The following is an 8,747-nucleotide window of genomic DNA, read 5'->3' on the forward strand; positions in this document are numbered from 1 at the left end:
TAAAACATGGAAGAAGCCATTGTCTCGACAATGGCTTTTTTATTTAAGGCTATAAAATTAAAAGCATATCTGAATGTCTGTTTAGAGCCACTGTTTCATATCATCAGCCACAGGTGTGCCATGAATAACATGCATAATCATTGCATGCGCAATACTGCCTTTAAATGGAATTTCAGGTAACTGATCAAATTTGAAAAACTGAGCATCACTGAGCTCTTTCTCCTGAATTTCAATTTCGCCCGCTTCATATTCGGCTTTAAAAGCCAACATTAAGTTACTCGGAAATGGCCATGGTTGACTCGCCAAATACTGAATATTCTTAATGTGTAATCCAACTTCTTCTAATGTTTCACGTCGAACAGCATCTTCTAGTGTTTCACCTACCTCGACAAAGCCAGCAATTAAACTGTACATCTGGCTCGTATTTCTAGCATTTTTAGCCAGCAAAATCTCGTCCTCACCACGCGTAATAATGGTAATTACACAAGGATTGACCCTAGGATATTGACTAAAATTACATGCTGGACAAGTCATTGAATATTCAGTCTTATGCTGCTGGGTTTTATGTCCGCAACGACTACAAAACTGATGATTACGGCGCCACTCTAGCAACTGAAAAGCGCGACTTGCCTGCTCAAACTGAGGTTTAGACCAATACTGTAAGAGTTGGCGAATGGGTATGAACTGATATCCATTTGGTATAAGTTCGCTTTCTTGGAAATCTCTTGCTATTACTAGAGGGTCTGCTTGTATAGGTAAATCATATTCCTGCTGTTCAAGGCAAGGTAGATTAAAATTCGCATCAACCAAAAGTTGTTGTTGTTGAAAAATATAAGCAATAGGATGGTTGTTGGTATCCATTTATATACTCGAGTGAAGAACCTTTCGATGGCCTCTATGACTCCTTCAAAAGGCTCAAGCTTAAACATATTTTTTTAAAATCTTACGCATATTAGCGAACACCTTCAATTTATTTAATTTGTATCCTTTTGATTAAAATCACATTTTATTCACATGCGTTATGTTTTTAAGTTTTCTTTATCTTTTATAGCTAAGTGACTAGTGATGAACTTAGAAGCTCTGCTTCACATAAAATTGATCTCTGAAAATATAGACTAGTTTTAGTTCCATCTCATGAAGCAAAAATATGCGATTTGGTTTAATTCTGGGTGATCAATTAAATCACCAACTCGCAACGCTCAAATATTTAAACCGGAATGAAGACGTTATCTTGATGGCTGAAGTATTTGAGGAAACATCTTATGTTGCTCATCATCCACAAAAAATAGCGCTGATTTTTAGTGCAATGCGTCACTTTGCAAAAGAATTAAAAGCACAGGGCTGGAAAATCTGTTACCACACATTTAAGCGCGAAAGTCATATAAAAAAGTTAGTCGACTTTATTGCTTTGCAGCAGCAACACTTCTCGGTGAATACTCTCGTCATTACCCAATGTGGTGAGTATCGCTTACAACATGAAATCGAAACTTCATGGGCTAACAAGCTAAAACTACCTGTTATGTGTCTAGAAGATGATCGCTTCTTTTGTACTGTAGAACAATTCAAGCGATGGGCAAACAAATATAAAACGCTAAGAATGGAATACTTTTACCGAGAAATGCGCAAGCAAACTCACTATTTAATGCATGACCAACAACCCGTTGGCGGGCAATGGAACTTTGATCAAGCCAATCGAAAAGCGTGGTCAGGCAATCCATCTTTGCCATCAAAATTAGCCTTTGAGCATGATCAAATTGATATAGATGTTATTCAACTGGTCAAGAAAGAATTTTCACAACATATCGGCAATATCAACTCCTTTCAATGGGCAACTACCCGTCAAAATGCCCTACTTGCTCTAGATCATTTTATTTCTAACATCTTACCTCACTTTGGCGATTATCAAGATGCCATGGTTTATGGTTCAGATTTTATGTTTCATAGTCTGCTCTCACCTTATTTAAATTGTGGATTGTTGTTGCCAAAAGAAGTGTGTGACGCTGCTCAAACAGCCTATTACAGCGGACAAGCTCCCTTAAATGCAGTAGAAGGATTTATTCGGCAGATATTAGGGTGGCGGGAATATGTGCGTGGAATATATTGGTTATCTATGCCTGACTATAGCGATCAAAATACCCTTCATGCCAGCACGCCGCTGCCACAATATTACTGGACGGGTAATACAAAAATGGCATGTATGGCCGAGTGTTTCAGAAATACCTTTGCACATGGCTATGCTCACCATATTCAGCGTTTAATGATTACAGGCAACTTTGCACTTTTAGCAGGTGTAATTCCATCAGAAATTTGCAAATGGTATTTAGCAGTCTATGTAGATGCTTATGAATGGGTCGAATTACCGAATACTTTAGGCATGGCAATGTATGCAGATGGCGGCATCATGGCAAGTAAACCCTATGCTGCATCAGGTAATTACATACATAAAATGTCAAATTATTGTCAGCACTGTACATATAACGTCAAAACAAAAACTGAGTCTGACAGTTGTCCATTTAACAGTTTATATTGGTATTTTATGAGCCGACATGAGGCCATATTTCGTCAGAATCCCAGAATGGCTATGGTCTATAAAAACCTTGATCGTATGAAAGATAAAGCTTCTGTCATGCAGCATGCCAAGTTACTTATTCATCAACTTGATGAGCTTTAAGATCATGAAAAAACAACATTTACCCCAGAAAATATGTGCCTATTGTCAACGTCCTTTTGACTGGCGAAAAAAATGGGAACGTTGCTGGGAAGAAGTAAAATATTGCTCTGAAAGATGTAAAAGACAAGCCCAATCAACTAAGTAGATATTTCACTCGATTGTTTTAACTGATTCAACACTACTCTTGATTGTTGAATCAGCTGGATTTCAATTGGTTATATCTGATGATGTTAAGCATATTTATACTGACGAGAGCAGTAAGCTCGTTCAACGTCTGGTGAACGTAATTGTTGATGCTTAGTTTTACGCCCTGCCATACGTTTACGCCAAAGTTTAAAACTATTGGTTTTTAGGTTGTATCTCATTAAACGAATAACTTCGCTTTCGCTTAAGCCATACTCTCGCTCAATTGCTTCAAATGGAGTGCGATCTTCCCATGCCATTTCAATAATTCTAGATAAGTCCTGTTCATCAATTTTTTTCATGTTATGCCCTTTTGATTTATAGATAGCCAAATCTGATTCTTAACAAACAATGGTTTAGAAATAACTGTATCTATCCAATTGCTCACCTTAAATCTTTTCGTGTTTTGCTTCAGATCATAGAAAGATCAACATGAATTTTTTGTGATTTTTTAGCTTTATAAACTCTATTTTTCTATAAAGCATAAGTGAGTATGCAACTGTTGAATCGTAAAGCTTTATTTTTATTAGCCACTATGGCAGAGGTTTTAATACTTAAAATGTAAAAAAGCCATTGCCTTAGCAGTAGCTTTTTTGTTTATAATCATAAAATTATGCGCCCTTAGCTTAACTGGATAGAGCAGTTGCCTCCTAAGCGACAGACGTGGGTTCGAGTCCCGCAGGGCGCACATACTTAATACGTTAATCCTTCACTTCAGCCAACAATGTTTCAGCTGCAAGTTTGCCTAAATTATTAGAAGCAAGCGGACTATCACCAGTTAGCAATTTACGGTCTCTATGACATTGACCTGTAATGCCCTTATTTAAAATTTCCACACCAAGTTTTTCAAGGTTTTCACCCACTAGCCAAGGTAAAGCTCCAGGCATATAACCGATATCAATATTTGCTCCCTTATCTAATGAATCAGGGAATACACAAATTTGATAGCCTTTAAAAATATAGTTTTCTGGCTGTTCATCTACAGCCGCAGCAAGTAATGAAGCTGGACCATGGCATAATGTAATAATAAATTTATCATGCTCAACCGCCCATTTAAGAACTTTTTTCACCTCAAGGCTATGTGGAATTTTAGCTAATACGCCATGCCCACCCGGAATAAATATAGCCGCATATGGTGAGTTTTCACCGACTGCATTTTCTAAAATGTCAGCTAGTTTTAGCGGATTTTTTAATTTATCTGCATATTTCTGAAAGGTGTCTAACACCACTTGTTCTTGCTTTGGCATTGCCCACATTTCAAGTTTGGCTGGATTTCCTGAAAGTGTCGCAATATCAATTTCGAAGCCAGCATTATCTAAATGAAACATCGGTAAAAGCATTTCTACAGGATGATTACCTGTTGAGAAGAACTTACCGTTTTGCATCTGGATATAACGCTCATCAGTTGCAATCATTAAAACTTTTTTATTGCCTGCATACGGCGTTGTATAGGTTGTGCCATCGTAATCTGTTTTAGGAGCAGTGTATTGACTCAGTGAATATGGTGATGGGAAAAAGGCATTATCTTCAGCCAAATCTGGAGTAGGATTTTTATCATCAATATTTGCAGTATTCATTGTTACTATCCTTTTTCATCAGTATGGAAAGAAATAATAAGGTAAGAACCAATTGTTATTTCTTACTCAATTTATAGGTGAAGTTATAGAACTGGTGCAATCTGCCAATAGAATTTGGCAATTTTTATAGAGAAATAGGCAGAATCTAGAATTATAAAATTTCAGTTTAGGCAAACATGTCATTCACCTAAACTGTCACAGATAAGATTAAGCATTCATCTCTAAAACGATCTTTCCAATATGGTCACCTTGCTCCATACATGCATGAGCACTTTGTACATCTGAAAAAGCATACGTCTTATAGATTTGCGGTAAACACTTACCTTGTGCCAATAATGGCCACACATGCTCATGCAAAGATTGGGCAATCTGGGCTTTTTCTTGGCTATTACGTGCGCGCATCGTTGAACCTGTAATTGTGGCACGTTTTAAAATCAGTTTTTGTAAATCAAATTCTTTTGCAATTCGTCCACCCATAAAACCAATAATGACCAATCGGCCATCACGTTTTAATAGATTTAGGTTTTTCGTGAAATAAGAACCGCCTACAATATCTAAAATGACATCAACACCTTGATCTTGAGTGTGCTTCAAAACTTCCTGCTCAAAATCTTGGGTTTTATAGTTAATTGCTGTGGTGAAACTAGAGAGTGCTTCAACTTTATCTTCACTACCAACCGTAGCAAAAGTTTTAATCCCCAAAGCATGGCAAATGGCTAAAGCTGTGGTTCCAATACCACTTGCCCCACCATGAATCAGTGCAGTTTCATGTTTCTGTAAACGGCCAATATCAAATAGATTTGCCCAAACTGTAAAAAATGTTTCTGGAATCGCAGCAGCTTGTGTAAAAGATAAATTTTCAGGAATTGGTAATACTTGAGTTGCAGTTACCGCACAATATTCTGCATAACCGCCGCCATTTGTTAGCGCACAAACTTTATCACCAACCTTGAATTGATCCACTTGGTCACCTACAGCGACCACAACACCAGCGACTTCAAGTCCCGGTATTTGAGTAACACCTTTAGGCATTGGATATAATCCCATACGCTGCAAAACGTCAGGACGGTTAATTCCAGCAGCCTTTACCTCAATCAAGACTTCATCTGCCTGAGGTGCTGGAAGACTAGCATCTTGAACTTTTAGAACCTCAGGTCCACCAGGAGCCGTAATTTCAATAATTTTCATGGTTGTTGGAAGGGTCATAAAATGCTCCATGTTTGATTTATATTTCAAAATTACTAATCTACGTTAAATAATTGAGGACTTCGGTGGAACGCCAAACAGTCGTTTAAATTCTCGGCTAAATTGTGAAGCACTGACATAACCCACTTCATAGGCTGCTTCTGCGATTCCCATTTTATTGTTCATGATCAACTCACGTGCTTTATGTAACCGAGTAATTTTGATGTACTGTAAGGGAGAATAATTCGTCACCTTTTTAAAAGTCTGATGAAAAAGCGATATGCTCATGCCCGCTTGTTTCGCCAAATCTTGAACCGTTAAGTTATAATAATAATCACGCTGAATAATTTCACAAATGGTGTAAATCACACCATTGCGGCTTACCATAGCCGATAAACTCTCGACTAGATTGCCGCCTGAAGCCTGCACCACACGATAAACCAATTCTCTTTTAACTTGCTCACCCAATATAAAAGTATCTTGTTTAGAACGAAGTAAATTGAGTAATCGTAGAGCAACCTCCGAAATAGTCACATTCATGTCAATCACTCTAAGCCCACAGCTTAATTTTAAATCTTCTGAATGAGCATCTTCAGTAACCACTTGTTGTTGTTTATCCATTTTAGTAATGAGATCAGCCATCATTTGTGGTTCAAATTTTATGGCTATCGCCAGCATTGGTTCATTATTTTCAACAACAGTATCGCAATCAAACGGTATAGCAATAGAGATAAATAAGCACTGCCCTTGTTTAAATGGAAAGATTTCTTTACCAATATACCCTCGCTTTAATCCCTGTATCACTAAAACAATTGAAGGCTCTTGCAGCACAGCAATAGGTGGTGTGGAATGATCTACACGCATTAAAGTGATATTAGAAATAAAAGTAGGATAGAGGCCTTCTGCTGGAGCCAAGTGCAAAAAAGCATCGACCAAATGTTCTGTAAGATGATTTTGCGGCATAGTTTTATTGTGAGAGGTAATCTAATAATCAATATAACAATGAACCCAAAATGAAAACATCTGTCTTACGTTTACTTTGTATAAATAGGCAATTCAAATCAATTTTTAGGCATAAAAAAACCTAGAGCATTCTAGGTTTTTTCACTTTATCAGGCTATTTAAGCCGATAAATTAAAGAACATGGCTGCAATTAAAATAATTACACCGAGGACAATTCGGTACCAAGCAAATACACGTAAAGTGTGACGTTCTACAAACAGTACCAATGCTTTTACAACAAACAGCGCAGCAATAAAAGCAGCAACGAAACCTACGCCAATATTAACCATATTGTCTGAGGTGAGTACGTCAGCATTTTTAATCAAGTCAAAAGTCGCAGCGCCCAACATGGTTGGCATAGCAAGGAAGAAAGAGAATTCTGTAGCAGCTTTACGTGATAAGCCTGCAAACATTCCGCCTACGATTGTTGCGCCTGAACGCGAAGTTCCCGGAATCATCGCCACACACTGAGCAAGACCTACTAAAAGCGCTTGTTTAAAAGTAATTTTAGTCGCATCAAGTGTCTTATGTTCAAATTGTCTAGATTCAACCCAGAAAATGATCAGGGCACCGACAATTAAGGCAATCGCAACCACAATTGGGCTAAATAGAACACTTTTAATAAAGTCGACAGCTAGAACACCAATAATGACTGCTGGAAAGAATGCAATAAGCACACTAATCGCAAAATGACGTGACTCCACATCACCACTAAAGAATCCCTTAATCAAGTTAATAATTTTTTGTCGGTATAACCAGCACACTGCCAAAATAGCACCTAACTGGATTACGACCTCAAATACACGACCGCCGTCTGAGTGGAAATCGATAATATGACCAAATAAAATTAAATGGCCTGTACTCGAGATGGGTAAAAATTCAGTTAAGCCTTCGACAAAGCCTAAAAACAGTGCTTTTATAACTTCAAAATTTTCCATAACTTGCTCAAAGAAAGTTAATCATTAGAACGACCTAAAATTTGTTTTATCGCAATTCGTAAGTCTCAAATTAGACTTATCACATGTCCAATATCAGATCATTTCTAACGTTTGTGGTTATTGCCCCTAGTTAAAGGCAGTTTATTTAAAGTGCGATAATGTATCACATCATGATGACAAACTTGGGTTAACTATCGTAAAAAGATAAAACTTGGTTAAGAACTGCCAAGGTTTTTCTTTTTATAGACAAAGCTTTTTACCTTTACTTACTCTACAAAATGATCTTAAAAAGTCCTTAAAAAAACATGATATTATTCTGATCAAATGCAGCTCATATCAAAAATTCTATCTGAATGAAAAATACCAAAATTAATGCACGCCATCTCATTATCGATTTATTTCTTTCCTCGGCCTACCCTCAACTCACCATTAAACAAATATTAATTGCCGCTAAACTTTTTAATATGAGTGACAATGGTATTCGTGTTGCGACAACTCGGCTATTAAATGAAGGCATGATAGAAAGCGTAGAACGCGGCATTTATCAACTTTCACCATCAACCAAAGAATGGGCAAAAGTCATTTTGAATCGTAAAAATGGCATTAAGCAGACTAAAGAATGGCAACAACACTATCTGGCAGTCTTTACTGGAACTTTAGGTCGTATTGATCGGACCGCTTTAAAAAAAAGAGAACGCGCTTTAAGTCAATTTGGTTTTAGAGAACTCGAAACTGGCATTTATATACGTCCAGATAATTTAGCGTATAGCTTTGAAAAAACATGTGAAGAGCTTATTTTAGCAGGGCTTGAAAATGAAGCTAAAATTTCTATTATTCAAAAATTTGACTCAAAAACAGTTTCGTTAATTCCTTCTTTGTGGGATACCCAACAACTTGAAAAAAACTATGAGATGTATAGTCAAGATATTCAAGAATGGCTTTTGAATTATAAAAATTTATCCTTAAATGAGGCCGCTACCCAAGCTTTGTTATTAGGACGCGAAACAATTACCTTACTCATGAATGATCCTCTACTACCCTCTCCATTTGTTAACGAGTATGCCCGCAATCAATTTGCTCAAAATGTACAACAACTCGATTCGATTGGACAAAAGCTATGGCAGAAACTTTATGAAAATGAATTAGCCCACTAACGGGCGATTTATTTTTTGGCTCTACGGAATAAGTGGT

9 protein-coding genes and 1 tRNA gene are annotated in these 8,747 nt (G+C 37.1%); 4 read left to right on the forward strand and 6 right to left on the reverse strand.

Annotated elements, in window-relative coordinates:
* Window positions 1-81: 81 nt before the first annotated feature.
* Window positions 82-861 (reverse strand): NAD(+) diphosphatase, encoded by a 780-nt coding sequence (nudC, locus tag RFW85_RS16380; protein WP_309171707.1) that lies wholly within the window; start codon window positions 859-861, stop codon window positions 82-84.
* A gap of 286 nt (window positions 862-1,147) precedes the next feature.
* On the opposite strand from nudC, the gene RFW85_RS16385 reads away from it, so the two are divergent.
* Together RFW85_RS16385 and RFW85_RS16390 are read left to right on the forward strand one after the other, a co-directional pair.
* Window positions 1,148-2,671: a cryptochrome/photolyase family protein gene (locus tag RFW85_RS16385; RefSeq protein WP_309171708.1), complete on the forward strand. Its 1,524-nt coding sequence runs from the start codon at window positions 1,148-1,150 to the stop codon at window positions 2,669-2,671.
* A gap of 4 nt (window positions 2,672-2,675) precedes the next feature.
* Window positions 2,676-2,816, forward strand: a complete 141-nt coding sequence (locus RFW85_RS16390) for a DUF2256 domain-containing protein (RefSeq protein WP_080947730.1) — start codon at window positions 2,676-2,678, stop codon at window positions 2,814-2,816.
* Window positions 2,817-2,901: 85 nt separating this feature from the next.
* On the opposite strand, the gene RFW85_RS16395 is transcribed toward RFW85_RS16390, so the two are convergent.
* Window positions 2,902-3,156, reverse strand: a complete 255-nt coding sequence (locus RFW85_RS16395) for a TIGR03643 family protein (RefSeq protein WP_032052731.1) — start codon at window positions 3,154-3,156, stop codon at window positions 2,902-2,904.
* A 313-nt stretch (window positions 3,157-3,469) separates the two neighbouring features.
* Here RFW85_RS16395 and RFW85_RS16400 point away from each other — a divergent pair.
* A tRNA-Arg gene (locus tag RFW85_RS16400) sits at window positions 3,470-3,542 on the forward strand.
* A 13-nt stretch (window positions 3,543-3,555) separates the two neighbouring features.
* On the opposite strand, the gene hchA is transcribed toward RFW85_RS16400, so the two are convergent.
* The 4 genes from hchA to RFW85_RS16420 all read right to left on the reverse strand — a co-directional run bounded on the left by hchA (window position 3,556) and on the right by RFW85_RS16420 (window position 7,556).
* Window positions 3,556-4,431 (reverse strand): glyoxalase III HchA, encoded by an 876-nt coding sequence (gene hchA / locus RFW85_RS16405; protein ID WP_170248264.1) that lies wholly within the window; start codon window positions 4,429-4,431, stop codon window positions 3,556-3,558.
* Between the two features lie 207 nt (window positions 4,432-4,638).
* A complete protein-coding gene (locus RFW85_RS16410) occupies window positions 4,639-5,649 on the reverse strand; it encodes an NAD(P)H-quinone oxidoreductase (protein WP_170248265.1) in 1,011 nt (336 codons plus the stop codon).
* A 33-nt stretch (window positions 5,650-5,682) separates the two neighbouring features.
* Window positions 5,683-6,579, reverse strand: a complete 897-nt coding sequence (locus RFW85_RS16415) for an AraC family transcriptional regulator (protein WP_170248266.1) — start codon at window positions 6,577-6,579, stop codon at window positions 5,683-5,685.
* Window positions 6,580-6,737: 158 nt separating this feature from the next.
* Complete coding sequence (locus RFW85_RS16420; protein WP_002116515.1) at window positions 6,738-7,556, reverse strand: undecaprenyl-diphosphate phosphatase; 819 nt, start codon at window positions 7,554-7,556, stop codon at window positions 6,738-6,740.
* A 353-nt stretch (window positions 7,557-7,909) separates the two neighbouring features.
* Here RFW85_RS16420 and RFW85_RS16425 point away from each other — a divergent pair, with 353 nt between their 5' ends.
* Complete coding sequence (locus RFW85_RS16425) at window positions 7,910-8,710, forward strand: PaaX family transcriptional regulator C-terminal domain-containing protein (RefSeq protein WP_309171709.1); 801 nt, start codon at window positions 7,910-7,912, stop codon at window positions 8,708-8,710.
* Window positions 8,711-8,747 lie beyond the last annotated feature (37 nt).

Origin of the sequence: Acinetobacter sp. 12966 (assembly GCF_031196995.1) — a bacterium.
GTDB lineage: Bacteria > Pseudomonadota > Gammaproteobacteria > Pseudomonadales > Moraxellaceae > Acinetobacter > Acinetobacter geminorum.